Source organism: Mesorhizobium sp. M0626, from assembly GCF_040320665.1.
Lineage (GTDB): Bacteria > Pseudomonadota > Alphaproteobacteria > Rhizobiales > Rhizobiaceae > Mesorhizobium.
Genome location: NZ_JAMYQD010000022.1, coordinates 75,793 through 99,586 on the forward strand (window position 1 = coordinate 75,793; position 23,794 = coordinate 99,586).

Below are 23,794 nucleotides of genomic sequence, written 5' to 3' on the forward strand. Positions count from 1 at the left end.
GCCGCCCCAACTCTCCAGCGGGCAGGGATGCTTCAGTCTTCACAATCTCAACACGTGACATACCGGCTCCCCTGATTATATGATAAGACTGCTCCACTAAAACGGAGGCGCCTCCGTTTATCTAGTTGGGGACTTACCCCTTTGGGTTCAAGCCCCCATATATCGACAGTGGAGAAAAAATTGACCGAGCAGTCGCAAGCAATTGCCGACGAGAAGCGCGAAGCCGCAGCGCCAAGGCCGCTGCGCGCCGATGCGCAGCGCAACCGCGACCGGCTGGTCGAGGTTGCGGCAGCGGCCTTTGCCGAGCACGGTGTCGATGCCTCGCTGGAGGAGATCGCGCGCCAGGCCGGCGTCGGCATCGGCACGCTCTACCGGCATTTCCCAACCCGCGAGCATCTGGTCGAAGTGGTCTACCGGCGTGAAGTCGAGGCGCTCTGTGCGGCGGCCGATGACCTCGCCAGCCACCATTCGGCCGACATGGCGCTGGAACAGTGGATGCAGCGCTTCGTCGACTACATCGCCACCAAGCGCGGCCTGGCGGCCAGCCTGCGCATCCTGTTCAACACGAATTCCGCCGTGTTCTCCGACATGTCGGGCCGGGTGTCGCTGGCCTTGCGGCAACTGGTCGAGGCGGCGGTGGCCGAAGGCTCGATCCGCAGCGACGTCGATGCCTCCGATGTGCTGCACGCACTCGGCGGCATCTACTCGGCCCCCGACACCAAGGACTGGCGCGACCGCTCGCGCCGGCTGGTCAAGCTGCTGATGGACGGGCTGCGGTTCGGGGCAGGGAAGAGGTGACCTAGCGGCTCAAGCCGAACCATCGACCGCATAGAACGGAAACGCGCCGGGCAGCCCGCTTGCCGCCATTTCGCCACGCTTCTCGAACCGCAGGCCGGAGCCGACCACGAGATCGCGCACCGTCCTTGATGCGATGATTTCGCCCGGCCGCGCATGGTCAAGCAGACGCGATGACAGTTCGATCGCCGCGCCTGAAAATTGATGGCCCCGCTGCTCGCACTCGCCGATATGCACCGCCGAGCGGACCTCGACACCGGATTGCCGCAAGCGATCGCGGATGGCGATCGCGCACTGGATCGACCGCGTTGGCCGCTGGAACACCGCGAGCACCTTGCCGTCCGATCGCCTGATCTCTCTGCCTTCGGCCGCGAGGAGTTCGCCACGGAGCGCTTCGGCGTGCCGCTCGGCCGGGTCGATGCCGAAAGGCGAGCCCGTCATATCGAGGGACAGCACCGACACAAGCAGCCGTTCGCCTGGGGCCGCCGGCAAGGCGCCGGTGACGAAAGCCTGGATCTCGTCGACGATCCGATCGGAATTCTCGCCCCAGATGACGTGGTCGCGGCCGGCGAACTCAATGTATCGGGCGCCCTCGATGTGCGTCGCCAGGTAACGTCCTTCTTCCCGCTTCACCCAGCCGTCGCCAGTCGTCTGCATGATCAGTGTCGGAACATGGACAGCAGGCAGAATGTCGCGAACATCGATTTCGGCTCCCCAGCGCCACAGGGCGATCGCGTCGGCGGGCGAGGCAGAATTCCTGAGATAGGCGGCGAACCATTCTGTCTCGAACGTGTCGCTCATCAGACTGGGCGCCGCGTTGCTCATATCCGCCGCCGCTCCCCATTCTTTCTCGACGATCGCCAGATCCTCTTCCACCTGCTCGCTTGTCTTCGCCCACGGATAGTCTTGTGACCACCTGCCGCGGGCGTAGGCCCCATTGAGCACGAGTGCCGCTGTGCGCTCGGGATAGGTCGCCGCGAACAGCATGCACATCGGGCCGCCCTCGGAGCTGCCGAAAAGCACCGTGCGCTTCGAGCCAACCGCATCCAGCACTGCCCGCACATCTTCCATCCGCTCTTCCAGGGTCGGCAGACCGACATTGCGGTCCGAGAGCCCGGTGCCGCGCTTGTCCATGCGGATTAGGCGCGAGAAAGTGCCGAGCCGCCGGTGCACATGCGAAAGCCGCGGCGAGCCCCAGGCGTGGTCGAGGTTGGAGACCCATCCCGGCACATGGATCAGGTCGACCGGACCGTCGCCGGTCACCTGATACGCGATGTTGATCCCGGCCGATTTGACATAGTGGGTCGGGGGGGCTGCGAGTTCGTGGCTGAAGCCGGTAGCGTCATCCGCATCGGTCGTGGGTGGCCGTGCCGGCGCCATTGTGCGGCGTGTGCGCAGCGTCTCAAACAATTGCCGCGTCTCCGGCTCCGGCTGCAGCTTGAGATCGCGTAGAAGCGCGGTGCGGCAGTGCTCATATTGCTTCAGCGCGAGATTGGTCCTGCCTTGCGCCGCATAGGCGCGCATCAGGGCCCGGTGGACATCCTCCCTCAACGGGTCCATGGCCAGCAGGCGCGCTGCCGCGCGCACGCATGCGGCAGGATCGTTCGTCGCTGCATAATGCGCGACGAGCCTGTCGAGCGCCGCGACGGCCAATGCCCGCAGCCGCTCGCGTTCGATCCTCAGCCAGTCCTCGAATGGCTCCTCCTTCAGGCCGAAGCCGTCGAGCAGGTCGCCGCGGTAGACATTGAGCGCCAGTTCGAGGTCTTCGGGTGCCGGGCTGGCGACCAGCGCCTCGAACCGCGCGACGTCGAAATCAAGGCCGTCGAGATGCAGAGCGACGCTGTTGCCATCGGTGAGGAAGCGGCCGCCGCCGCACGTCTGCATGGCCTTCCTGACAGACGATACCGCTTGCCGCAGGCTCATTCGCGCCTGCGCCTCGCTGTTGATGCCCCAGAGCAGGGTCGCCAGCTTCTCGCGCGACTGCGAATGCCCCGACTGCAGCGCGAGATAGGCGACCATCGCACGCGCCTTGCGGCTGATGGCTGGAACCGTGGCCCCGACGCCGGCAAAGTCGAAACCACCCAGCAGGTGAAGATAAGGTCCGGTCATCGGATCCGCCACGGTCACAGCGCGACGACGATCCGCTCAAGCTCGGTCCATTTCAACACTTATTCCGCCGCCGAGGCGCTTTTCACGATTCCATCACGCAGGTTCCCACGCGTTGCTCACGGCGCTTGAGGAGATTGTTCGCACTGGATCTCTTTTCGCAGGAGGATACCGTGCATCACCCTAGCCCGACCGAGTGGCCCATCTGGCATGACGACCCCGGGCGCGACCGGCAGGAGCTTGGCGCACCATCGCGTCACGATGTTGCGCTGGCCCGCTATCTCGAAACACAACAGGCCCATCGGGCATTGGCGGCTCGCAGACTCGATCCGGCGGCGGTCGTGGCCTCTGCACTGGCAGCGTTCGTCCGCTGCCTTTTCCGTGCAGCGCTGCGCCGAATTGTCCGCTGGCCAACCGATGCGGCGACAGGGATGGACGATTTCGGCTTGACGTTGTCCAAGGCTCATGCGGATCTTAGCAAGACCCTTTGGGGCCGCTGAGTGCAGCGCCCTTGGTCGACGATCTCATCCCCAACCGCCGCCGCCGCCGCCAGCCCCACCGCCTCCGCCGCTACCGCCGAGAGCGGGAATGACGGGCGGCTTTTGCGGGATCTCCTCGGCCGGCTTGATCACTTTGCCGGTGGCCGCCTTCTTGAATCTGACCACCTTTGGCTGGGGTGCTGCGCGAACCACCTTGCGATGTTTCACCGGCGATGCCGGCTCAAACATCGGCGACACCGAGGTGCAGCCCATGAGCCCGGCCAGAACGCCGGATAGAATTATCCCGATGAATGCCTGCCCGAATGTCTGCTTGAATGCCTTGCCCACCATGGCCTCCTTATTGTTCAGAACAAATCCCGACGCGGATTGGCTTCTTCCCAGACCCCCCGGGCCGCATTGACCAGTTGCGTGTCCAGCGAACCGGACGCGGGAATCTTCGACTTGAGCTCTCGACGCAGGGCGTCCAAAGCTGCCGTTTTCGGCTTGGTGCCGAACTGCGCCAGGCCCTTTTTGGCGTCCGGCAGCTCCTTGCGCAGATCGAGCGCGACGGCGAATGCCAGGAAGCGCACCGCGACAGCCTGATCGGCCTTGTCGCCTTTCGCCATTTCAAGCGCCGCGCGATCATAGGCGCTCGACGGATCGCCGCGCGTGGTCGCCAGTTCGAACAGCCTTTGCGCTTCCGCCGGGTCCTGGCGCACACCGGCGCCATCCCTGTACATGCGGGCGAGGCTGCCGGGCGCGTAGGGCTGGCCAAGATCGGTGGCCTGCTGGAACAGGGCCTGCGCCGTCTTCGGATCCTTGTCGATGCCCTGGCCGGCGAGGTAATTGCGGCCGAGCAGGTTCATCGAATACATGTCTTGGCGCTGCACCCCCGCTTGCAGGAAGGCGACGGCGCGGGCCGGATCGGCAGGCACGCCATTGCGGCCCTCGGTGAAGATGGCGGCAAGATCGTTCATGGCATAGGTGTGCCCCATGGCCGCCGCCTTGAGCAGCAGGTCGAGGCCCTTGGCCGTATCGCGGTTGACGCCATAGCCATTGAACAGCGCGCGTCCCCACGAGGTCATACCGTAAGGATCACCCTTGTCGGCGGCAGCCTTGTAGAGAGCGTTGGCCTGGGTGCGGTCTATGGTCGTTCCGGTTCCGGTTGCGTTGAGATAGCCGAGTTCGAAGACGGCGCGCACATGGCCTTTCTTGGCGGCGTCCTCGATGGCTGTCCTGGCCTCTCTAACCTGGCCTGCCGCAAGCAGGGCGCGGCCGAGCTCGTAGTGGAAGCGGGCGACGTCTGGATAGGTTTTCACGGCCGCCTCGCAGGCTGCCACCGCACCGGCGCCGATCTCGTTCGGCAGCAGGCCGGGCACCACCCCTTGCAGGTCGAGAGGCTCGCCGGCGGCGGTATCGCAGGCATCGACCGTCGGCGACAGCTTCATTGTCGCGGGCTTAGCCGAGCTGCTGTCGGCCCGGATTTCGAAGCCGACCTCGACCGGCGCGCCGGCGCCGATCTGCGGCTCGTAACGGAGATGGTCGACTTCACCGGCCAGAAGGCTGGATTGCGGCGACAAGGTTCGATCAGGCAATGACAGCGTTCCCGTTGCCGGATACCCCGTGACCTTCAGGCTGACCGCCGGATCGTCGGTGGGGAAATCCAGATTGAGCGCGACCGGGCCGACGCCGACGGGAATATCAAGCTCGCGGTTCTCGATCGCTTCGGCAGCGCCGGTGATGTGGATGCCGCGATCCAGCACCTGCTGCTTCTGCTCGGCCTCGAGCGAAGCCATGATCTGCTGACCCGCCGCACCTTCGCCGCTCTTGACGCGGAACACGAGTATGCCCTGGCTCCCGCCGCCCCAATTGTCATGCGTGGCATAGGCCAGCATATCCACCTCGTCCTGCGTGGCGGCGCCTTTGGGGACATCCATTTGCAGGCGCGGCAGGTCCTTGCCGGCGATCGGTTCGCCCACCGCGACGTCTTTGCCGTCCAGCACCAGACGGCCCATTGCCGGCGGACGTTCGATGCTGACGCTGATAGCGCCGCCATCGACATCGACCGGCTCCGGCAGGCCGAGAGCGACAGGACCGACCCCCGAGAGCACTACCTTCTCCAGCACTGGCGGCAGCGAAGGCCGGTTGTTGCGGCGCACCAGCACCACGTCATCGATCAGCGAGGAATTTTCCCAGGGCACCTGCATGCCGTTGGTGGCCTGCACGACATCGCGGCGCACCGCCGACATGACCGTGCGGATCTCCTGGTTCGGCGCCAGCGCGCGCCGCGAAAAGGCCGATGAAAACGGGCTGAGGTCGCCGCTGCCGTCATAGGCGACCGCGCCTGGTTCGGTGGCGAAGGCAATCAGCGTGTTGAGCGAGCTTCGCACCTGCGCCAGCCCGGTATTGCCGGCGGTGACAAGCTGGTCGCGCAGCCAGTAATTGTTGCGCGGGAAGGGGTTGTTGCGGCAGGCATCGAGGATGATCACCTGGATCTTCGACTTCGAGCGCAGCTGCTCCAGCACGTCGTTGAGCTTGATGGCCTGGACCTCGATGTCGGCCGCCTTCTTCAACGAGGCGTCGACGGGTATCAGGAAATTCTCGCCGCCGATCTGAAAGCCGTGCCCGGAATAGTAGACGACGGCGAGATCGGCGCCGTCGGCGGCGGCCAGATAGTCCCGGAACTGGCCTTCGAACTGCTGCTTGGTGAGGTTCTCGGCGACGAAAACCTCGAAGCCGGCCAGCCGGAACGTGGCCGATACGTCCTGGGCATCCTTGGCCGGGTTCTTCAGCGCCGGGATGTCGCGATAATCGGAATTGCCGATGACGAGCGCGACCCTTCGATCGGCGCAGGCCTCGAAGCTTGTGAAGCCGGCAAGGATGAAGGCCGCGATGAATCCGCAAAGTCGGAGCATGACAAAACTCCTGGTCGCGGCCTGACGCCGACGAGAACACCGCTTGCGGCATCAAGGTCCGTTGAGAGTATGCAACCTGCCACAGCATAAAGTGAAAGGCCCGTCACCGCCAGACCATGGCAGGCGATTTCTTTCGGCGTCGACCGACCGCAGGGTGCAAGTAGCACGCGCTTCACGAGCAGGTATGTGACAAGTCTCACAGTTCGCTGTTTGGGGAATGCCTGGTGCCGGCGGCTGCGCGCCTATTCCTTGAAGAGCAGTTCCTTGTCGTTCGAATATTTCACCAGCAACGGAATGCTGGCGCCGCCGATAACGGGGCCGAGATGGCCAAACGTCCCCTCGATGACGGAGAACGGCTCGGGGCGATCGACAAGGATCCGTGCCAGCTTTCTGCGCATGGCCTTGGCGATCTCCTTGCGCACGCCATTCGGTATGGCGCCGTCGATCACCACATTGTCGATGTCGAGCAAGGCAACGGCACTGCGGGCGGCATAGGCAAGCCCGTCCGAAACCTCATCGATCCACGCGGTGAGCGGCTCTCCAAGGTCGCCCCAGTCGTCGGGCGACGACCAGATGCGGCCGGCGCCCTCGTCCCCATTGTCCTGGTCGTTGAGCTTGCCGGCCAGCGAATGCAGCGAAGCGACGCGCAGCAACGGGGTCATCCCGTCGCCCTTGCGCCCCGGCGCGGGCACCGGCATGTCGCCCAGCGCCCCGGCCAGCTTGTTGCGGCCGGGGAACAAGTGATGATCGAGCACCAGGCCGCCGCCGATGAAGTGCCCGACATAGGCATAGAGAAAGTCGGCGCGCGATCCGCCGGCGCCAAACATCAGTTCGGCCGCGGCCGACACCGTGGCGTCGTTGTAGAGGAACACCGGCCAGTCGAACGCCCGGTCCAGTTCGGCGCGAATGTCGATTTCCTTCCAGGCATCCAGCCTGCCCGCCGGCACCGCGCCCTCTTCGCTTAGGTTCCACTGATGGAATGGCGAGGCGATGCCAAGACCCGCGATGCGGTCTTTTTCTATCGATCTGTGCTTGCGGCACATGCGCGCGATGGCGCCCTTGGCGAATTTCATCACCTCGACGGGCGTCGGATAGTCGAACAGCGTGCGTTCGAACGCCATCACGTTGCCGACGAAATTGACCAGGGCGACATCGGCGCTGCGATGGTCGACCTTGAGGCCGAAGGCGTACGCGGCTTTCGGGTTCAACGCATAGGGAACCGAGGGTTGCCCCAGCCGTCCGCGCAAAGGCTCCAGGCGCAGCAGCAGCTTGTTGTCGGCGGCGCGGTTGACGATGGTGGTGATGGTTTGCGCGGCCAGCCCGGTCAGCCGCGTCAAATCGGTCTTGGCCAGCTGGCCGTGCCGGCGGATCAGCGAGACGATCAGGCGTTCGTTGTAAATGCGGCTCTCGGCCTGCGTGGTTCCGCCGCTGCGCCCCTCGGCGATCTTTTCGAGACTGAAGAAGCTGGTGCCGGTCACGCTTTCCCCTGCGCAAGGAGTTTGGCCGCAAGGCGAGCCGATCAAAGCGCTGACGTAGCAATGCGGGCCTGGCAAGGCAACACTTAAATCCACCCGATGGAAAAATGTAGTTGACGCCAGCCGGCCTGCTGTCGTTCAAAGTATGCAAGCCTGGAGGAGCAATGCCGTGACGCAGACCCGGACCATCATGTGCTTTGGCGATTCCAATACCTATGGCGCCATTCCCACCCTGGCCCGCGTCGGACGGCACCGCTTCACGCCCGACCGCCGCTGGCCGGGCATCATGCGCCGCCAGCTCGGCAACGGATGGGATGTGATCGAAGAAGGGCAGGGCGGGCGCACCACCGTGCACGACGATCCGATCGAAGGTCTCCACAAGAACGGGCTCAAATCGCTCCCGGTGTGCCTGGAAACGCATATGCCGCTCGACCTCGTCATCCTGATGCTCGGCACCAACGATCTCAAGCATAGGTTCTCGGTAACGCCGAATGACGTCGCTGATTCCATTGAGATCTTGGCCAGAATTGTCCTGCGCAGCGAAGCTGGCCCCGCGGGCGTGGCGCCCGCGGTCCTGATAGTAGCGCCGCCGCCGATGCTGGAGGTCGACTGGTTCGGCCAGATGTTCCTGGGCGGCGCCGCAAAGTCGATGCACTTTGCCGGCCTGTTCCGCGATGCGGCCCGGCGCGCCGGCGCCGCGTTCTTCAACGCCGGCGATGTCGTCGAGTCGAGCGCGGTAGACGGCATTCACCTCGACAGCGACGCGCATCGCGTGCTCGGCACGGAATTGGCCAAAGTCGTCCAGTCGCTGATCGCCAAGGCGTGATCGCGTGGGCGAGTCACCCGACTATCTCTGATTAATTAATTCCACTGGAAAAAGTTTTGACTTGCGAGCGGGAAGGTGGGTATCTGGGGAGACTGGGAAGAGTAGCGACCGCGAGGCTTGCGATGCGCGGCAACAATCAACGACAGGGAGGAAGTAAAATGCGATCTGACAGGAACATGATGCTGGCGACGCTGCTCGGCGTTGCCGGTGTGCTCGCGGGCGGTACCATTCTGGCAAGCGCGCAGGACGGCCCGGCCGGGCTCACCAAGCCGGCGGTATTTGCGCCGTTCGATCCGAAGGCGCCGGCCTGCAGCCCACCGCCCGGCCTGAGCAAGGTGCTGGCCTTCGCGCAGGACAACGAGCGTGAATTCATGCAGGGCGTCGACCGCGGCCTGGCCGCCGCCGCCAAGGATCGCGGCCTGGAATATCGCCGCGCGCTTGCCAACAATGACGCCGCCAAGGGGGTCGAGCAGGTGCAATTGTTTCTCGCCTCCAAGATCGGCGGTCTGGTCGCAGCCCCCGTGGACCCGGCCTCGATGAGCCGCAGCCTGCAGGAGCTTATCTGGTCGGGCGCCTATGTCGGCACCATCGTGCCGCCGCCGGCGACGTCGCTGCTCAACGCGCCGCAATACGAGACCGGCAAGGTGCTGGCCGAAGCGGCCGCGGCCTACATAAAGGACAAGCTCGGCGGCAAGGCCAATGTCGTCATCCTGTCGCATGACAGCATGGAATTCCTGGCGCCGCGCTTTGCCGCCATGCGCGACATCTTCAAGGCTATGCCAGGCGTCACCATCGTCGCCGACATCTCGCCCAATCCCGTCAACAAGGAAGGCGGCTTTGCCACGATGAGCACCATTCTCCAGGCCCATCCCGACGTCGATGTCGTGCTCGGCGCCGACACGGTCGTGCTCGGCGCGCTGGCTGCCCTGGAAGCGGCGGGCAAGGCGCGGCCGGACCAGTTCCTTGGCGGCATCGACGGCGAACCGGAGGCAGTCGCCGCGATCAAGAAAGGCGGCGGTCCCTACAAGGCAAGCATCAGCCTGGCGTCGCCGGTCTTCGCTTATGCCATGGGCCAGCATGCCGCCGACTGGCTGGAGGGCAAGAGCATCCCGCAGGCGATGGATATCCTGCCCGTGGCGCTGACCAGCGACTACATGGCCCAGTACGAGGCCGATGTCGCCGACCCGGCCGCGGTCTACAAGGACCCGAAGCGCCGCGACATCTATCTCAGGATGTACGGCAACATCTGCTACGACACGCGCGACCAGTATGTGAATTTCCCCTGGTCATCCGAGGCAAAGTAGCGCCTGTTTTTCCCGCGCGATACGGGCGGGTCAGCCTGACCTGAAACCGCCCGCTTCAGTCAGAGGCTAGCATGAGCACAGACAGCCTTCGAACGGGGACGACACCGCTGCAAACGGGCCGGTTTTCATCCTTGCTGCCGGGCGTCAAGGCGCCGGGCGAAGCGTCTGGCCGCATCGGGCTGGCGCTGGTCGCGCTGGGCTTGATCATCGCCTTCTCGCTGTTGAACAAATCCTTCTTCAGCCTCGACAATTTCGTCGTCATTGGCGTCAACTCGACCTCGATCCTGATCGCCGTGCTCGGCACCTCCGCGCTGCTGATCGCCGGCTATGTCGACCTCTCCATCGGCAGCATGGTCGCCTTGATCGGCATCATCACTGCCAAGGTTGCGGTGGCGACGCAGAGCGCGCCGCTGGCAATCTGCGTCGGCCTGGGTCTGGGCCTTTTGCTCGGTCTGCTCAACGGTCTGCTGGTGCGCAGGCTGAGCATCTCGCCGTTGATCGTCACGCTGGCGATGCTGGCGCTCTATGGCGGCCTTGCCTTCGTCGTCTCCAGCACCGCGGTCTATGGTTTTCCCGAGGCTCTGCTCGAATTGGGGCGGGGCAAGATCTTCGGCATCCAGTACACCGTGATCATCGCCGCATCTGTCTTTGTCATCGGAGCCTTTGTCTTGACCAGCACGGTCACCGGCTTGAGGCTCTACGCCATAGGCGGCGACCCGCGCGCAGCCGAACTCTGCGGCATTCCGGTGGGGCGCACGGTGGTTGGCCTCTACGCCGCCAATGGCTTGCTGATCGGCCTGGTCTCGGTTCTGATCGCCGGTCGTCTCGGCAGCATCACGCCGACCATCGGCGTTCGCTTCGAGCTCGACGTGCTCACCGCTGCAATTCTCGGCGGCGTTGCGTTTTCCGGCGGCTCCGGCAGGCCGCTCGGCATCGCCATCGGTGTTGCCACCATCGGCATCCTAAATGCAGGATTGATCTTCGTCGGCCTGCAATCATGGTGGCAATCCATTTCGGTGGGAAGCATGCTGTTGCTGGCGTTGGTGGCCGACCAGGCTGCGATCGGTTTTCGCGGCCGGCGCGCTCGGGCCGCCGCGACCAACTTCACGGTGGCGGACAATGGTGCCGTCGCCTCGGCCGGCCCTGCCGTGACGGCGGGCAATGCAGAAGCCCCGCAAGGTCCGGCATTCTCGATTGCCGGCGCCCGCAAATCCTACGGCGCGCTGACGGCATTGGAAGAGGCGAGTTTCACGGTCGGCAAAGGCGAGATCGTCTGTCTGCTCGGCGACAATGGCGCCGGCAAGTCGACGCTGGTGAAGATTATTTCGGGCGCCATCCGGCCCGATGCCGGCGCGATGACCCTCGAGGGCCAGCCGATTTCCTTCAGGAGCCCGCAGGATGCACGCGGCGCCGGCCTGGAGACCGTCTATCAGGATTTGGCGCTCTGCCCGAACCTCAGCGTCGCCCACAATATGATCCTCGGGCGTGAGGAAACGCGGCGTTGGCTCGGTGTCTTCCCGGTTCGCGACGACCGAAAGGCCGCCGAGCAGTGTCGTGCCCGGCTTGCCGCGCTGGGCGTCACGCTTCGCGACGAAAACGTTCTGGTGCGCTCGCTGTCGGGCGGCCAGCGGCAGTCCATCGCAATTGCCCGCGCGCTTGCCGATCACGTCAAGCTGATCTGCCTCGACGAGCCCACCGCCGCGCTCGGCGTCAAGCAGACCGCGCAGGTCGTCAAGCTGATCCGTTCGATCGCCGTCAGCGGCACCGGCGTCATCCTGGTCACGCACGACCTGTCGACGGTCAGGGGGCTGGCCGACAGGATCGTGGTGCTCAGCCTCGGCCGGGTGGCTTACGACGGCTCGGCCAGACAGCTGACGGCCGATCAGCTGTGGGGCCTGATGGCAAGCGGGACGCTGGCGCCGGCCGCTGGGTAGGAATGCCGATCGCAGGGTCTAAAGCTCGAGGCAGATCTTGCCGAAATGCCTTTGCGCTTCGTAATGCCTGAAGGCGGCGGCGATATCCTGCAGTGGAAAGCTGCTGTCGATGACGGGCTTCAGGCGGTTGACCTCTATGGCACGGATCATGTCCTGCTGGTCGGCTTTGCTGCCGATGGAAATTCCGCTGATGCGGATCTGGTTCGAAAACAGCGCCGGGATCGAAACTTCTGCTGCAAAGCCGGTCAGGACGCCGATGAGTGCGATATGCCCGCCTGTCCGGCAGGCCGTTATCGACTGCGCCAGCGTCGCCGGTCCGCCGACCTCGATCACATGATCGACGCCGCGTCCGTCCGTCAGTTCCCTGGCCCTGCCGCCCCACTCCGGCACCGCCTTGTAGTTGATGACGCTGTCGGCCCCGAGTCGTCTGAGCTTCTCCAGCTTCTCTTCATCGGACGACGTGGCGATGACCCTTGCGCCGGCGGCCTTGGCAAATTGCAGCGCAAACAATGACACGCTGCCGGTGCCAAGGATCAGCACCGTGTCGCCGGGCTTTACCTTGCCGCATGTCACCAGGCCGCGCCAGGCGGTGACGCCCGTGCAGGTCAGCGTTGCCGCCTCGAGATGCGTATAGCCCGCCGGCGCCTTGGTGAAGGCCTGCGCCGGCATGCACACATACTCGCTGGCGAAGCCGTCGAAACTGTCTCCGGGAATGTCGCGGCTTGTATCGGATCTCATGTCGCCGGCCAGCCACCAGGGGTAGAAAACACTGACGACGCTGTCGCCCGGCTTGAACGTGTCGACGCCGTCACCGATCGCGATCACCTCGCCGGCGCCATCCGACAGCGGCACGCGGCCTTCGGCGAGCGGCACCTTGCCTTGTACGGCGAAATCGTCGCGCATGTTCAGCGCGCAGGCGCGAATCCTGACCAGCATTTCTCCCGGCCCAGGCCGGGGCTGATCCTCCTCGACCAGGTCGAGCTTGTCCAACCCGCCCGGCGCTCTCAGCCTGACCAGCTTCATAGTCTCTCTCCGACGTAAAGAGCGTTAGCATGGCGGCGGCGGTCCAGCCTATCGCCGGACCGGCCGGCCGGAAATCACGCGCAGCCATGGCGCCAGATGGACGGCGCTCATCAAGAGATACATCAGCGGCATGCCGGTGAGCGGGGAGGCATCGGCCCCCAGGCACGACATGACGCCGTCGCCAGCGTGAATGCAGGTAAGCAGCGCCATCACGGCGAAAACAGGGGCCGCGGCGAGGCACAGCCAGTCGGCGGTGCGGAGAGAAACTGCATCGGAGCGTTTAGGGACCTCACTGTCGGTGCCTGTGCCGATATCGCTCATGGTCGTAATCCCTTGATGATCAATGCCCGGGTTTCCTGTCCCGTGAGGGACAGGAAACCAAGCTGGATGGGCGCCGCTCCAGGTCCTTACTTGCCGTCCTTGTTGCGGAACGCGGCTTCGCCGGCCGCCGACACTTCCTCCCACGTCTTGTCGGGTGCGGCGTCGTAATTGTCGTGCCAGTTCCACCAGCTGTAGAGCTCGGTCTGCGGATAGCCTTCGGGCGAATCCTCCCAGATTTCCTGGCGGCCGAGCGGCGTTGCGTCGAGGTAGCTCCAGACCGTGCCCATCTGCTCGTCGCCGCGGTTGTTGATGAAGTAGGTGCGATACACTTTCTTGCCGTCCTGGATGAACACGTTGTGGCCGTGCCATTCGTCGACGCCGAAATCCTTGTCGAAACTGTCGGTGATTGTGTACCAGGGCATCTCCCAACCCATCCGCTGCTTCAAGCTGGCAATGTCAGCCTGCGGCGCGCGGGAGGCATAGGCAAGCGTGGTGTTGCGGGCGTTGAGATGGGCGAGATGGCCGACCTGGTCGGCGCCGAGCGAACAGCCGCGGCAGGCATGTTCGGGCCAGCCGTGGACGCCGGGTTCGTAGAAGGCGCGGTAGACGATCAACTGGCGCCGGCCCTCGAACAAATCGAGCAGGCTCGCTTTGCCGTTGGGACCTTCAAACACATAGGCCTTGTCTACTTCCATCCATGGCATGCGCCGGCGCTCGGCCGACAGCGCGTCCCTGGCGCGCATCGTTGCCTTTTCCTTCACCAGCATCTTTTCGCGCTCGGCTTCCCATTCTTGCCTTGAAACGACCGGTGGGGTCTTCATTGCCACGTGCTTGGTCATTGCTTGTTTCCTTTGCCAGTTGTTGAGCCGTTGTGGCTTGTCGTTGCCTGTTGATCGTGAGGCAGGCTAGGGCCGCGAGGCGGCGAGGGCGGAGTTACAAATGTGACGGCATTTGCAGGCGGGCCACCGCAGCAGGGGTGGCGAGGCCGCACGGTGGGCTCGAGGTCCTCGGAAGCAGGCATGGTCGGTTTTTCCTTATTGAGAAGCTTAACGCGACTGTCTGAGATGCTCAGGCTAGCGAATGCGAATATTGCCGTCAACGCAGGCCTGGGCGTCTTCAACCAGTCCAGATGGCTAGGTCGCCGTCCGCAGCTTGCTGCTTGGCGGTGGTGACTTAAGTTAGGGCCGGTAAGGGGAGCGGTGGGAGTTACAAATGTGACGGGATTTGCATGGACTCGCTGATCACCGCGGCAGGGCTGGCGCTGGCGGCGGGCAACCCGCTGGCGGCACTCGACCGCGTCGCCTTGCGCGAGGATGCCCCGGCGCTGGCGTTGCGCGGCATTGCCATGGCGCAGCTCGGCGATTTCCATCGCGCCAAAGTACTGTTGCGTAGGGCCGGCCGTGCCTTCGGTCCAAAGGAGGCGGTGGCGCGCGCCAGGTGCGTTGTCGCCGAAGCCGAGATCGCGCTTGTTTCGCGTGATCTCGGCTGGCCGTCCAAGGCGCTCGACGCGGCGCGGTCGACATTGGAAAAGCATGGCGACCGGCTGAACGCGGCGCATGCCGGGCATCTCAAAGTACGCCGCCTGCTGCTGATCGGCCGCCTCGACGAAGCTGAAGACGTGCTGGCTGGGCTCGATCCGTCGCCGCTTCCGCCGGCCTCACGCGCCGCGCATGAACTCGCGGTTGCCGGCATCGCCATGCGGCGCCTGAAGACGAAGGCCGCGCGCGCAGCCCTTGAGTGGGCGCGCCATGCCGCCCGCCGGGCCGGCATTCCGGGTCTCATGGCGGAGGTCGACAGCGCCCTCCTGGCGCTGGAGACGCCGGCGGCGCGGCTGATCGCAGGCGGCGAGGAGCATCCGCTGTTGCTCGAAGAGGTCGAGGCGCTGCAGGCGTCGCCGGCGCTGGTCGTCGATACGTTCCGCTATATCGTGCACAAGCAGGAAACAACGATCTCGCTGGCAACGCGGCCGGTGCTGTTTGCGCTGGCGCGCGCGCTTGCCGAAGCCTGGCCGACGGATGTGCCGAGGGCGACGCTGATTGCCCACGCCTTTGGCGGCCGGCATGCCGATGAATCGCATCGCGCCAGGCTGCGGGTCGAGATCGGCCGCCTGCGCGCCGAATTGCGCCCACTGGCCGGCATCGGCGCGACCAGCCAGGGCTTTGCGCTGAAGCCGCGCGAAGCAGGCTCCGTGGCGGTTCTGGCGCGGCCGATCGAGGAGCGGCACGCCGCGGTGCTGGCCTTCCTGGCCGATGGTGAATCCTGGGCCAGCTCGGCGTTGGCGCTGGCGCTAGGCGCCGGACAGCGCAGCGTACAGCGGGCGCTCGAGCAGTTGGCCGAGACCGGCAAGGTGCAGTCCTTCGGCCACGGCCGGGCGCGGCGCTGGATGACGCCGCCGGTCGCTGGTTTCACGACCACCTTGTTACTCCCGTCGCCGCTGCCGAACGGCTAGGAAAGGTGACCATGATCGAGGACCAGGACATGAAACATTCAGCAGCGGAAATCCTGCGTGAATACGGGCCCTTTCCTGATGTCGACACCGTGCATGGCGTGAGCTTCGACGGACAGAATGTCTGGTTTGCCGCGGGCGAGCGGCTGACCGCCTTCGATTCGGCAAGCGGTGAGACGCTGCGCTCGATCGATGTCGCCGCCCATGCCGGCACCGCCTATGACGGCCGGCATCTGTTTCAGCTCGCCGGGGACCGCATCCAGAAGATCGACCCGGATACGGGCAAGGTGCTCTCCACCATCCCGGCGCCCGGCGGCGGCCGCGATTCCGGCATGACCTGGGCCGAGGGCACGCTCTGGGTGGGGCAGAACCGGGAGCGCAAGATCCACCAGATCGATCCCGAGACCGGGAAAATCCTGCGGACCATCGACTCAAACCGCTTCGTCACCGGAGTGACCTGGGTCGATGGCGAGCTCTGGCACGGCACCTGGGAAGGCGACCAGAGCGATGTCCGGCGCGTCGATCCGCAAACTGGCAAGGTGCTGGAACGGCTCGACATGCCGGCGGGGGTGGGCGTTTCCGGGCTCGAATCCGACGGCGGCGACCGCTTCTTTTGCGGCAGCGGCCCCGGCGGCATGGTGCGATCGGTGCGCCGGCCCAGATCGGCCGGCAGCGTATAAGGCCGCGGCCGGCGGCGTTCGCCTTATGGTGCGAAACGTCCCGCCGAGATCATATCCCGGAGCCGTCGAGCAGCGGGACGTCTTCGCCTTGCCACGGACTTGGCATTGAAGCCCGGCTCAGATTGGCCGTCGGCAGCGGCATCCAGCATTTCAACTCCGGTTCGGGGTATTCGATCACCCGTCCTGGCGACGAATCGGAAGAGCGCCAGCCCTCCGTGCCGAACTGGTCGGCGCGCGACCAGTAAGCGAGGTCGACCTCGGCCGGCCCCTGTTCCGATGGCCTGACCGTGACCAGGATGCGGCTGCCGTCCTTGGGCGCGCTCGCCATGTGCCGCCAGCGATCGGGTTCGTCCATTCTCATGTCCTCCTGCACGTTGCAGGGATAGTCGCCGCGCTCTTGGCAGCGGTCAACCCGAACTTTGCCCAAGCACGAGATCTGTTTAGTACTCCCGCGCCGTCGGCCGAAACAGGATCTGGTTCATGTCGACCTCGTCGGGCTGGCTCACGGCGAACGCCCACATGGCGAAAGAATCCGGGTGCCGGGCCGCAACAGGAAAATCGAAGCCGGCATGTGAACGGGCTCACATGCCGCCACTGCAAGGAACGCTATGGGACGTCCGGCCATGACAGGGGTTTCGGATGACACTTGCAGATCTGTCTTTTTATCTCTTCACTATTTTCAATGGCTTGCGCGTGGTGTCCTACCTGCCGCAGATCGTGCGGGTGGCCCGGGACAGGCACGGGGCGTCGGCGATTTCCTGCGCGACCTGGCTGTTGTGGACAGGCGCCAACGCCACGACGGGACTCTACGCCCACATCAATCTGAACGATCCCGCTCTGGCGGCGATCAACTGGCTGAACGCCGTATGCTGCGTGCTGGTCATCGCGCTCACCGCCTACAAGCGCCATCGCGCACGGCTTCCGGTTGAGGAAGCCGCAAGCCGGTCGGAAGCGACCGCTCTGATGGTCGACAATGTCTGTTGAAGATCACCGCGGCAGATTGCGCTTTTCGAGGCCGCTCTCAGACATGCACGGTGCCATGCGAAAGCTCGCCCTCGGCGCTTGAGATGAGGAAAGCGGCTGCGAGTAGGCCGACATAGAACAGCCCGACCATGCACACGACATAGATGCCTGGAACCGGGCCGAGCTGCGCCACGCGCGCGGCGTCGAGAAATGACGCGCCCAAGCCTATCGGCGACCCTTCGCGCTGCAGACTGGGCGTCGTGATCTTCAGCACCCACGCCAGCATCAGGATCGTGTACATGAAAATGTAGTTGCGGCGCAGCCGGCGCACCAACGCCGCGCGTTGCGAGATCAGGAAGCGCGGCGAACGCAGGCCTTCGCCGACGATGGCCAGCCAGTTGGAGGCGTAGTCGGGCTGCGGCGAGAAGATCTGCGCGAAATAATAGCGCTCGAACTGGCGCACCCTGGCCCGGTAGACGTCGAAGAAACGATAGCGCCGCGCCTCGATCCATAGCAGCAGCGTGGTCAGCAGCATGGCAAAGAGCAGCACCCCGTGATGGGCGCTGGGCGTCGAGAGTGAGACTGAGAGCATGGCGGCGACGACAGTAATCGCCCAGTTGCTGGTACGGTCCAGCCGGTCGCGCCAGCCGGCCATGCGGGCGATTTCGGCGCGGTGGAAATGCGACATGGTGGCCACGAATTCCGATGAGGTGAGCTTCAGCGCGAACGCATCAGAGGCCCGCGGCGCTGCAGCCGCTTCGTCGGTTTTCACGGTCTTGACCTGGGACATCCCTTGCCACGCGCCTCCCAACGCCATGGCCGGCCGAAACGACGCCGGTCATCCCCATCTGCGCAACGCGCAATTGGTTGAAAATGTTCCGTCGCCGGCCCGGGTCTCGGCCGCTTATCCGCAGTCAGATAGGCCCGTTAAGCGATTCAGGTAATGAGGAACCTGCGGCGCGCCATGGGAGTGTGGCGTGCAACTGATCTCGCCCGCAAACGTTATACCGGGCACAATGAGGGGGTGCATGTCTTTCGTGGTCAACCGGCGCCGGTCGGTCGCGCTTGCCGCGGCAGCTTTCGCATTCATGCCGGCCGCATCGTTGGCAGCCGAAAAGACCGGCATGTCCAGCGAGGGCATTTTCGTTCTCGAAATCCTCCTTCTGCTTCTCGTCGGTCGCGGCATCGGCGAGTTGCTGGAGCGTCTCGGCCAGCCGGCGGTGATGGGTCAGCTCATCGGCGGCATCCTGCTCGGCCCATCGCTGCTCGGCTGGCTATGGCCGGAAGCAGAACGCGTGATCTTTTCAAGCGACGCCACCCAAAAGAGCATGATCAGCGCCATCGCCCAGCTCGGCGTGTTGATGCTTCTGTTGCTCACCGGGATGGAGACGGATCTGCGGCTGGTGCGCAGGGTCGGCCGTGCGTGCTTTTCCATCTCCGCCGCCGGCGTGGCGATACCCTTCGCGCTGGGCTTCACCGCCGCGCAGGTCATGCCTGCTTCGCTGCTGGCCGATGGCAGCGAGCGCATCGTCGCCGGGCTTTTCCTCGGCACGGCGCTGTCGATCTCTTCGGTCAAGATCGTCGCAATGGTGGTGCGGGAGATGAACTTCATGCGCCGCGACCTCGGCCAGATCATCGTCTCCTCGGCAATCATCGAGGATACGATCGGCTGGGTGATCATCGCCATCACCATCGGCATCGCAACCAAGGGGCGCATCGAGCTCGGCAGCCTTGCCTTCACCATCGTCGGCGTCGCCACCTTCATGGCGTTTTCCTTCACGCTCGGCCGCCGCATCGTGTTCGACGCCATCCGCTGGACCAACGATACGTTCCGCAGCGAATACGCCGTCGTCACCGTCATTCTCGCCATCATGGGCGCAATGGCGCTGATCACCGATCTGATCGGCGTCCACACCGTGCTCGGCGCCTTCGTCGCCGGCATACTGGTTGGGGAATCGCCGATCCTGTCGCGTCATATCGAAGGGCAATTGCGCGGCGTCATCATGGCGCTGTTCATGCCGGTTTTCTTCGGCGTCGCCGGCCTTTCGGCGGATCTCACCGTGCTTGTCGACCACGAGCTTGCGCTACTCACGGCCGCTTTGGTGCTGATCGCCAGCTTCGGCAAATTCGCCGGCGCCTTCATCGGCGCCGAGCTTGCCGGCATGAGCCGCAAGGAAGGCATCGCCGTCGGTTGCGGCATGAACGCGCGCGGCTCGACCGAAGTCATCGTCGCCTCTATTGGCCTGTCGATCGGCGTTCTGTCGCACAATCTTTTCACCATGATCGTGACCATGGCCGTCATCACCACGCTCGCCATGCCGCCGACCTTGCGTTGGGCACTCGGCCGCTTGCCGATGGGCGAGAACGAGAAGAAGCGTCTGGAGCGCGAGGAGATCGACCAACGCGGCTTCATCGCCAATCTGGAACGACTGCTGGTGGTGACCGATGAGGGCGTTGTCGGCCGCTTTGCCGCTTACCTCGCAGGAGTCGTGGGCGCCGGCAGGCCGACGACGGTGCTGCATGCCCGAGGCGAGGGGGAGGAGGCCGAGCCCGGCACGGATGCGAAGCTCGAGCCGATCGAAAAGGGTGCCGAGGACAGCCGCGAGGCTGCCAGGAGTTCGGACGAGGAGCTGGCCCGCGCGGCGCCTGTCACGCGGCGCCACGAGGCCGAGCTTTCGCCCGAAACGGTTGCCAAGGAGGCGCGCAAAGGCTATGGGCTGCTGCTGATCGGGCTCGGCCGCGCGGTCACGTCGAAAGGTGGGTTTGCCCGCCGCATCAACGAGATCGCCGGCGCCTTCGAGGGCCCGCTATGCCTGGTGCTGAAGGCGACCGGCGCCGGCCGCCAGATGCCAAGGCTAGGACCTGAAGGCGGGAAGATTCTGGTTCCGGTCAACGGCACCGCGATCGCCCGCCGGGGTGCCGAAATGGCGCTGGCGATTGCAGCGGTCACGGGTGCGCGGGTCAAGATAATTTATGTCGCGCGCGTCGGCCACGACGAACCGCGCGACACTGTCTCGCATCGCCGCAGGGAGGCGGTGCTGAAGGATACCGTCGCACTAGCCGACCGCTATGGCGTCGAGATCGAGACGGCCATCCGCAGCCGGGCCGCCGCCGCCGATGCCATTGCCCGCCAGGCCGGCAGGGGGGCGGCGCTGATCGTCATGGGCGTGGCGCGGCGCCCTGGCGAGGAACTCTTCTTCGGCGAGACGACCACCGGCGTGCTGCAGCGCTGCCAATGCCCGGTGGTGCTGATCTCGGACGCCAGGCTCAGCCGCGACGACGAGGGCAGGGAAGAGCTGCGCTCGGGAACGGGGACAGGGTGATGAGTATTTCCCCTCGAGGGGAAATTTCGCTCATGCCGCCTGCAGCCTCTCTCGGCCGGGCTGCGGCGGGAAGGCGATGGCGATGCCGGCAGCACCGAGGCCGATCAGCGCCGAGCCGATGAACAGGCAGGAATAGCTGGCATAGGCGTCGAAGATCATGCCGCCGGCGAGCGGGCCGAACGACATGCCGAGGCTGGACAACAGGGTCGCGGCGCCAAGTATCGTGCCGATGATGCGTGGCCCGAAATAGTCGCGCGCCAGAACCGCATAGAGCGGCATGACGCCGCCATATGTGGCGCCGAAGATGATCGCCAGGAGATAGAACTGCTCGAGATTGCCGACGGCGAGATAGGCGGCGATCACCACCGCCTGGATGGCGAGGCCCACGATCAGCACCGGCTTGGCGCCCAACCTGTCGCCGAGCACGCCGTAGAGCACGCGCCCGCCAAGGCCGGCAAGGCCCTCGACGCTGTAGATCGACACGGCTGCCATCGGCGCCACGCCGCACGACATGGCATAGCTCACCATGTGGAAGATCGGCCCCGAATGCGCCGCGCAACAGGCGAAGAAGGTCATGCCCAGCACCAGGAATTGCGGCGAGCGCAGCGCCTGGCCGACTGACATGCCGGGGGCCGCGGCAGGCGCGGGCGCGCTGCCATCCGCTGCCGCGACCGCCGCCGACGGCTGGCGCACCAGGAAGACGGCCGGCAGCAACAGCACCCAGGCCATGATCCCGATGTCGAACATGGCGGTACGCCAGTCATATGCCGTGATCAGCCAGCGCGCGAAGGGCGAAATGGTCATCGGCGCCACGCCCATGCCGGCCGAGACCAGCGACACGGCCAGGCTGCGATGGGTCTCGAACCAGGCGGTGGTCAGCGCGATCATCGGCGCGAAGAAGGCGCTGGCCGCCATCCCGACGATGACGCCATAGCTCAGCTGGAAGACCAGCAGCGATTGGGCTCGGCTCGCCACCACCAGCGACAGGCCGAGCAGCACCGCGCCGGCAAAAACCACCGGGCGGGCGCCGACACGGTCATAGATGGCGCCCCAGGCGAAACCGCCTGCGCCCATCACCAAGAAATTCAGCGTCATGGCGCTGGAAATGCCGGTTCGCGACCAGTTGGTGTCGAGCGCCATCGGCTCGAGAAAGATCGCCAGCGAAAACATCGCGCCGAGCGCCACACAGGTCATCAGCGCGCCGCACGCGACGATCACCCAACGGTAGGAATTGTTCATGCTCTTCTCCCGAGATCGGTTTCGATGCGGCGCCACTCGCTCCAGCTCCGTTGCGCCGCTTGCGTCCGGAGGACGTTGGCGCGATTTCGAATCCGACAATCCGGTTGCATTTTTTATCCGGTCTGCGTGGAAGTCCATCCGGATATGACAAAAGCAGGTGTAAGGCTGCCAAGCGCGCCGACAAATAGACTGCCGAATTGACGAGCCGCTCCGCGGCGCTAGCTTTGTGGTCTCGCGACGGGAGATATCGCTCATGGAACTGCATCGCGGCCGCCTCATCGACCACGTCCAGCTGGTGGTCAGGGACCTCAAGGCGAGCCGGCGCTTCTATGAAGCCGTCTTCAAGGTGCTCGGCATTCCGATCGGCGGCGAGGCCGAGGACTATTTCTGGGCCGACGAACTGTTCATCTCAAGCCTCGACAGCCGGGCGGCGAGGGGACAACTGACCGGGCGCCATCATCTGGCCTTCCAGGCCAGGGATAACGCCATGGTCGATGCCTTCTACAGGGCCGGCCTCGATGCCGGCGGGGCCGACAATGGCGCGCCGGGTGAGCGGCCCTACCACCCCGGCTATTACGCCGCCTTCCTGCTCGACCCCGACGGCAACAACATCGAGGCGGTGTTTCACGGGCCGGCAAAGCGAAGTGCCGCTTCGGTCGAGATCAATTTCTAGCGCAGGTTCACGAGGAGCGGGTTGCGGTGATCCGTCCGGAGTTCTCGTAAAAACAAAGAGTTGAAGCGGTCCACGGATCCAATCGCTGAACTGCTTCACATTGGCGGCGCGTAGCGGTTCACCACCATTCCGCAGGCATAGGCTTTAGAGCCGAGCAGGCGCAATTTCCGGAAGCCGCCACGGTCGAAAATCCGCTGGCCGTCGCCCAGCGCGGCCGGATTGATGAACAGCTGGAACTCATCGACCAGTCCCGCTGCAATCAGCGCCGAGGCAAAGCCGGCGCCGCCGAACACCGCCATGTCGCCTTCACCTTCAGCTTTCAGCGCCTTGACCTCGCGCGGCAGGTCGCCGCTGGCAAGCGTCGTGCGCTCCCACCGCGATGCCGCGAGCTTGTCGCTCAGCACCACCTTGCGCGCCTCGACGATGCGCTGCGCAAAGGCGTAGAAGGGATCGCGCGGATAGTTTTTTGCCGCATTGCCCCAATGGGTTAGATAGCCTTCTTCGGCCATCTTGCGGCTGAGCAGAATGGTGTCGATGCCGGCGAACACCGCGTTGAAATCCTGCTTCAAGTCGTCGTCCCACGGGCAGTTGGCGCCCCATTCCCAGAGCTGCCAGTGCTCATCGCCGGCCGCGCCGACAAAACCGTCGACCGATATCTGCATCTGCAGGATCAGTTTTCTCATCGTCGTTCTCCTGATTGAGCTCTGGTGTCACCAGCGCCAGGTCAGGCGGCGTTGGTTATTGCTTTACTTTCGGAACCATTGACATGAGTGAAAAATGATGTCAATAGTAAAGTGATTTAAAAATGGAAGCATTTAAATGTCGACCAGGGAAAGATCCGGCTGTCCCATCAGCCTATCGCTCGAATTGCTCGGTGACCGCTGGACGCTGCTGATCATCCGCGACATGATTTTCGCGGAAAAAAGGCACTTCCGGGAGTTCCTGCTATCAGGCGAAGGCATCTCGTCGCGCACGCTGGCCGAGCGGCTGCAGACCTTGCAGGATGAGGGCATCGTCACCAGAAGCGACGACCCCACGCACAAGCTCAAGGCGATCTACAAGCTGACGGAGGCGGGCATCGACCTGTTGCCGGTGCTGGCGACGCTCGGCGCCTGGGGCAGCAAGTACCGCAACGCCGATGACGAGCTGGCAAGGATCGCCGACGAACTGGCCGCGGGCGGCGAGGCGGGCATGGAGCAGATAAAGAAGAAGCTGCGCGCCGAGCATATCGGCTAGCGAGCAAGGCCATCCCTCCCTTCGGGCCGATGGCGGGCTAGATCGACACGACGTCG

General features: G+C 64.7%; 22 protein-coding genes. 11 read left to right on the plus strand and 11 right to left on the minus strand.

Features of this window, described 5'->3' with window-relative positions; all coding sequences use genetic code 11:
* Positions 1 to 180: 180 nt before the first annotated feature.
* Positions 181 to 798, plus strand: coding sequence for a TetR/AcrR family transcriptional regulator (locus tag NKI37_RS26250; protein WP_023709407.1), 618 nt, complete (start codon positions 181 to 183; stop codon positions 796 to 798).
* A gap of 9 nt (positions 799 to 807) precedes the next feature.
* On the opposite strand, the gene NKI37_RS26255 is transcribed toward NKI37_RS26250, so the two are convergent.
* Entirely contained in the window at positions 808 to 2,904 is a 2,097-nt protein-coding gene (locus tag NKI37_RS26255; protein WP_023705137.1) for an alpha/beta fold hydrolase, read from the minus strand.
* A 134-nt stretch (positions 2,905 to 3,038) separates the two neighbouring features.
* Between NKI37_RS26255 and NKI37_RS26260 the strand changes: the two genes are divergently transcribed.
* Complete coding sequence (locus tag NKI37_RS26260; RefSeq protein WP_023733969.1) at positions 3,039 to 3,401, plus strand: hypothetical protein; 363 nt, start codon at positions 3,039 to 3,041, stop codon at positions 3,399 to 3,401.
* 24 nt (positions 3,402 to 3,425) lie between these two features.
* Here the strand turns inward: NKI37_RS26260 and NKI37_RS26265 are convergent, their stop codons facing one another.
* The 3 genes from NKI37_RS26265 to NKI37_RS26275 form a co-directional block, all read right to left on the minus strand.
* Positions 3,426 to 3,731: a hypothetical protein gene (locus NKI37_RS26265; protein WP_023727043.1), complete on the minus strand. Its 306-nt coding sequence runs from the start codon at positions 3,729 to 3,731 to the stop codon at positions 3,426 to 3,428.
* A gap of 14 nt (positions 3,732 to 3,745) precedes the next feature.
* Positions 3,746 to 6,295, minus strand: coding sequence for a caspase family protein (locus NKI37_RS26270; RefSeq protein WP_023751879.1), 2,550 nt, complete (start codon positions 6,293 to 6,295; stop codon positions 3,746 to 3,748).
* Positions 6,296 to 6,537: 242 nt separating this feature from the next.
* Complete coding sequence (locus NKI37_RS26275; RefSeq protein WP_023751880.1) at positions 6,538 to 7,773, minus strand: ROK family protein; 1,236 nt, start codon at positions 7,771 to 7,773, stop codon at positions 6,538 to 6,540.
* Between the two features lie 166 nt (positions 7,774 to 7,939).
* Between NKI37_RS26275 and NKI37_RS26280 the strand changes: the two genes are divergently transcribed.
* The 3 genes from NKI37_RS26280 to NKI37_RS26290 all read left to right on the plus strand — a co-directional run bounded on the left by NKI37_RS26280 (position 7,940) and on the right by NKI37_RS26290 (position 11,834).
* Entirely contained in the window at positions 7,940 to 8,596 is a 657-nt protein-coding gene (locus NKI37_RS26280) for an SGNH/GDSL hydrolase family protein (protein ID WP_023695479.1), read from the plus strand.
* Between the two features lie 158 nt (positions 8,597 to 8,754).
* Positions 8,755 to 9,900, plus strand: coding sequence for a sugar ABC transporter substrate-binding protein (locus NKI37_RS26285; RefSeq protein ID WP_032895848.1), 1,146 nt, complete (start codon positions 8,755 to 8,757; stop codon positions 9,898 to 9,900).
* 71 nt (positions 9,901 to 9,971) lie between these two features.
* On the plus strand, positions 9,972 to 11,834 hold the full coding sequence (locus NKI37_RS26290) for an ATP-binding cassette domain-containing protein (RefSeq protein WP_352788676.1): 1,863 nt from the start codon (positions 9,972 to 9,974) through the stop codon (positions 11,832 to 11,834).
* Positions 11,835 to 11,852: 18 nt separating this feature from the next.
* On the opposite strand, the gene NKI37_RS26295 is transcribed toward NKI37_RS26290, so the two are convergent.
* The 3 genes from NKI37_RS26295 to NKI37_RS26305 form a co-directional block, all read right to left on the minus strand.
* Positions 11,853 to 12,857, minus strand: coding sequence for a zinc-dependent alcohol dehydrogenase family protein (locus NKI37_RS26295; protein WP_023827258.1), 1,005 nt, complete (start codon positions 12,855 to 12,857; stop codon positions 11,853 to 11,855).
* A gap of 48 nt (positions 12,858 to 12,905) precedes the next feature.
* Entirely contained in the window at positions 12,906 to 13,178 is a 273-nt protein-coding gene (locus NKI37_RS26300; RefSeq protein ID WP_023672530.1) for a hypothetical protein, read from the minus strand.
* An 86-nt stretch (positions 13,179 to 13,264) separates the two neighbouring features.
* Positions 13,265 to 14,017 carry a DUF899 domain-containing protein gene (locus NKI37_RS26305; protein WP_023695474.1) on the minus strand — a complete coding sequence of 251 codons (753 nt, stop codon included), beginning with the start codon at positions 14,015 to 14,017 and terminating at the stop codon, positions 13,265 to 13,267.
* A 389-nt stretch (positions 14,018 to 14,406) separates the two neighbouring features.
* Between NKI37_RS26305 and NKI37_RS26310 the strand changes: the two genes are divergently transcribed.
* Both NKI37_RS26310 and NKI37_RS26315 read left to right on the plus strand, forming a co-directional pair.
* A complete protein-coding gene (locus NKI37_RS26310) occupies positions 14,407 to 15,627 on the plus strand; it encodes a helix-turn-helix domain-containing protein (RefSeq protein ID WP_352788672.1) in 1,221 nt (406 codons plus the stop codon).
* A gap of 29 nt (positions 15,628 to 15,656) precedes the next feature.
* Positions 15,657 to 16,304 (plus strand): Vgb family protein, encoded by a 648-nt coding sequence (locus NKI37_RS26315; protein ID WP_027048787.1) that lies wholly within the window; start codon positions 15,657 to 15,659, stop codon positions 16,302 to 16,304.
* 49 nt (positions 16,305 to 16,353) lie between these two features.
* Here the strand turns inward: NKI37_RS26315 and NKI37_RS26320 are convergent, their stop codons facing one another.
* The gene (locus NKI37_RS26320) at positions 16,354 to 16,659 is read right to left on the minus strand and encodes a hypothetical protein (RefSeq protein WP_023689804.1); all 306 of its coding nucleotides are present in this window, start codon (positions 16,657 to 16,659) and stop codon (positions 16,354 to 16,356) included.
* Positions 16,660 to 16,943: 284 nt separating this feature from the next.
* On the opposite strand from NKI37_RS26320, the gene NKI37_RS26330 reads away from it, so the two are divergent.
* The gene (locus NKI37_RS26330) at positions 16,944 to 17,288 is read left to right on the plus strand and encodes a hypothetical protein (protein WP_352546126.1); all 345 of its coding nucleotides are present in this window, start codon (positions 16,944 to 16,946) and stop codon (positions 17,286 to 17,288) included.
* 37 nt (positions 17,289 to 17,325) lie between these two features.
* On the opposite strand, the gene NKI37_RS26335 is transcribed toward NKI37_RS26330, so the two are convergent.
* A complete protein-coding gene (locus tag NKI37_RS26335; protein WP_023733980.1) occupies positions 17,326 to 18,057 on the minus strand; it encodes a DUF2270 domain-containing protein in 732 nt (243 codons plus the stop codon).
* Positions 18,058 to 18,295: 238 nt separating this feature from the next.
* Here NKI37_RS26335 and NKI37_RS26340 point away from each other — a divergent pair, with 238 nt between their 5' ends.
* On the plus strand, positions 18,296 to 20,590 hold the full coding sequence (locus NKI37_RS26340) for a cation:proton antiporter domain-containing protein (protein WP_352794597.1): 2,295 nt from the start codon (positions 18,296 to 18,298) through the stop codon (positions 20,588 to 20,590).
* A 30-nt stretch (positions 20,591 to 20,620) separates the two neighbouring features.
* On the opposite strand, the gene NKI37_RS26345 is transcribed toward NKI37_RS26340, so the two are convergent.
* Positions 20,621 to 21,829, minus strand: coding sequence for an MFS transporter (locus NKI37_RS26345; protein WP_352788667.1), 1,209 nt, complete (start codon positions 21,827 to 21,829; stop codon positions 20,621 to 20,623).
* A gap of 244 nt (positions 21,830 to 22,073) precedes the next feature.
* Here NKI37_RS26345 and NKI37_RS26350 point away from each other — a divergent pair, with 244 nt between their 5' ends.
* Positions 22,074 to 22,502, plus strand: a complete 429-nt coding sequence (locus NKI37_RS26350) for a VOC family protein (protein ID WP_156931523.1) — start codon at positions 22,074 to 22,076, stop codon at positions 22,500 to 22,502.
* A 95-nt stretch (positions 22,503 to 22,597) separates the two neighbouring features.
* On the opposite strand, the gene NKI37_RS26355 is transcribed toward NKI37_RS26350, so the two are convergent.
* A complete protein-coding gene (locus NKI37_RS26355) occupies positions 22,598 to 23,185 on the minus strand; it encodes a dihydrofolate reductase family protein (RefSeq protein WP_023814849.1) in 588 nt (195 codons plus the stop codon).
* Positions 23,186 to 23,321: 136 nt separating this feature from the next.
* Here NKI37_RS26355 and NKI37_RS26360 point away from each other — a divergent pair, with 136 nt between their 5' ends.
* Positions 23,322 to 23,738: a winged helix-turn-helix transcriptional regulator gene (locus NKI37_RS26360; protein ID WP_023712523.1), complete on the plus strand. Its 417-nt coding sequence runs from the start codon at positions 23,322 to 23,324 to the stop codon at positions 23,736 to 23,738.
* The last annotated feature ends 56 nt before the right edge of the window (positions 23,739 to 23,794 follow it).

Bases quoted from the DNA above. Each gene is read 5' to 3' on its own strand.
- NKI37_RS26255 (WP_023705137.1), bottom strand. From the start codon at position 2,904: ATGACCGGACCTTATCTTCACCTGCTGGGTGGTTTCGACTTTGCCGGC.
- NKI37_RS26265 (WP_023727043.1), bottom strand. From the start codon at position 3,731: ATGGTGGGCAAGGCATTCAAGCAGACATTCGGGCAGGCATTCATCGGG.
- NKI37_RS26270 (WP_023751879.1), bottom strand. From the start codon at position 6,295: ATGCTCCGACTTTGCGGATTCATCGCGGCCTTCATCCTTGCCGGCTTC.
- NKI37_RS26285 (WP_032895848.1), top strand. From the start codon at position 8,755: ATGCGATCTGACAGGAACATGATGCTGGCGACGCTGCTCGGCGTTGCC.
- NKI37_RS26290 (WP_352788676.1), top strand. From the start codon at position 9,972: ATGAGCACAGACAGCCTTCGAACGGGGACGACACCGCTGCAAACGGGC.
- NKI37_RS26295 (WP_023827258.1), bottom strand. From the start codon at position 12,857: ATGAAGCTGGTCAGGCTGAGAGCGCCGGGCGGGTTGGACAAGCTCGAC.
- NKI37_RS26300 (WP_023672530.1), bottom strand. From the start codon at position 13,178: ATGAGCGATATCGGCACAGGCACCGACAGTGAGGTCCCTAAACGCTCC.
- NKI37_RS26305 (WP_023695474.1), bottom strand. From the start codon at position 14,017: ATGACCAAGCACGTGGCAATGAAGACCCCACCGGTCGTTTCAAGGCAA.
- NKI37_RS26310 (WP_352788672.1), top strand. From the start codon at position 14,407: ATGGACTCGCTGATCACCGCGGCAGGGCTGGCGCTGGCGGCGGGCAAC.
- NKI37_RS26315 (WP_027048787.1), top strand. From the start codon at position 15,657: ATGAAACATTCAGCAGCGGAAATCCTGCGTGAATACGGGCCCTTTCCT.
- NKI37_RS26320 (WP_023689804.1), bottom strand. From the start codon at position 16,659: ATGGACGAACCCGATCGCTGGCGGCACATGGCGAGCGCGCCCAAGGAC.
- NKI37_RS26330 (WP_352546126.1), top strand. From the start codon at position 16,944: ATGACACTTGCAGATCTGTCTTTTTATCTCTTCACTATTTTCAATGGC.
- NKI37_RS26335 (WP_023733980.1), bottom strand. From the start codon at position 18,057: ATGTCCCAGGTCAAGACCGTGAAAACCGACGAAGCGGCTGCAGCGCCG.
- NKI37_RS26340 (WP_352794597.1), top strand. From the start codon at position 18,296: ATGTCTTTCGTGGTCAACCGGCGCCGGTCGGTCGCGCTTGCCGCGGCA.
- NKI37_RS26345 (WP_352788667.1), bottom strand. From the start codon at position 21,829: ATGAACAATTCCTACCGTTGGGTGATCGTCGCGTGCGGCGCGCTGATG.
- NKI37_RS26355 (WP_023814849.1), bottom strand. From the start codon at position 23,185: ATGAGAAAACTGATCCTGCAGATGCAGATATCGGTCGACGGTTTTGTC.
- NKI37_RS26360 (WP_023712523.1), top strand. From the start codon at position 23,322: ATGTCGACCAGGGAAAGATCCGGCTGTCCCATCAGCCTATCGCTCGAA.